Origin of the sequence: Nonomuraea rhodomycinica (assembly GCF_013363995.1) — a bacterium.
Classification (GTDB): Bacteria; Actinomycetota; Actinomycetes; order Streptosporangiales; family Streptosporangiaceae; genus Nonomuraea; species Nonomuraea rhodomycinica.
The window spans coordinates 1-463 of record NZ_JABWGO010000044.1 but is presented as its reverse complement, the minus strand read 5'-3'; the positions used below and the strand labels follow the sequence as shown (position 1 = coordinate 463).

Annotated in this window: 1 pseudogene; it reads right to left on the bottom strand. The window is 66.3% G+C overall.

Annotated elements, in window-relative coordinates:
* Positions 1–134: 134 nt before the first annotated feature.
* Positions 135–463, bottom strand: a pseudogene (locus HT134_RS44355) (carbohydrate ABC transporter substrate-binding protein); the annotation flags it as partial.

The following is a 463-nucleotide window of genomic DNA, read 5'->3' as shown; positions in this document are numbered from 1 at the left end:
AGGACGCGCTCCAGCAGGTGGGTCACCGTCCACTCGGAGCCGATCGACAGCGGGATCTTGCCCTTGGCATTGACCTTGCCCAGGTCGGCGACGAACTCCTCCAGCGTCTTGGGCGCGCCCGCGATGCCGGCCTCCTACAGCACCGACGGGGTGAACAACAGGACGTTCGAGCGGTGGATGTTCACCGGCACCGAGTAGACCTTGCCCTGGACGCTGATCTGGTCGACCAGCTGCGCCGGGAACCCGTCGCGCAGCTTCAGCTCGTCGTAGAGGAAGTTGAGTTCCTCCAGGTCACCGGCCTTGATGTAGCACTGCAGCTCGGCGCCCGCGTGACCCTGGAAGGTGTCGGGCGGGGTGTCCGCCTGGAGCGTCGACTGCAGCAGCGCCTTGGCCTTGTCGCCCGAGCCGCCCGCGACCGCCGCGTCGAAGAACGTGTACGACGGGTTCTTCTGCTCGAAGATCT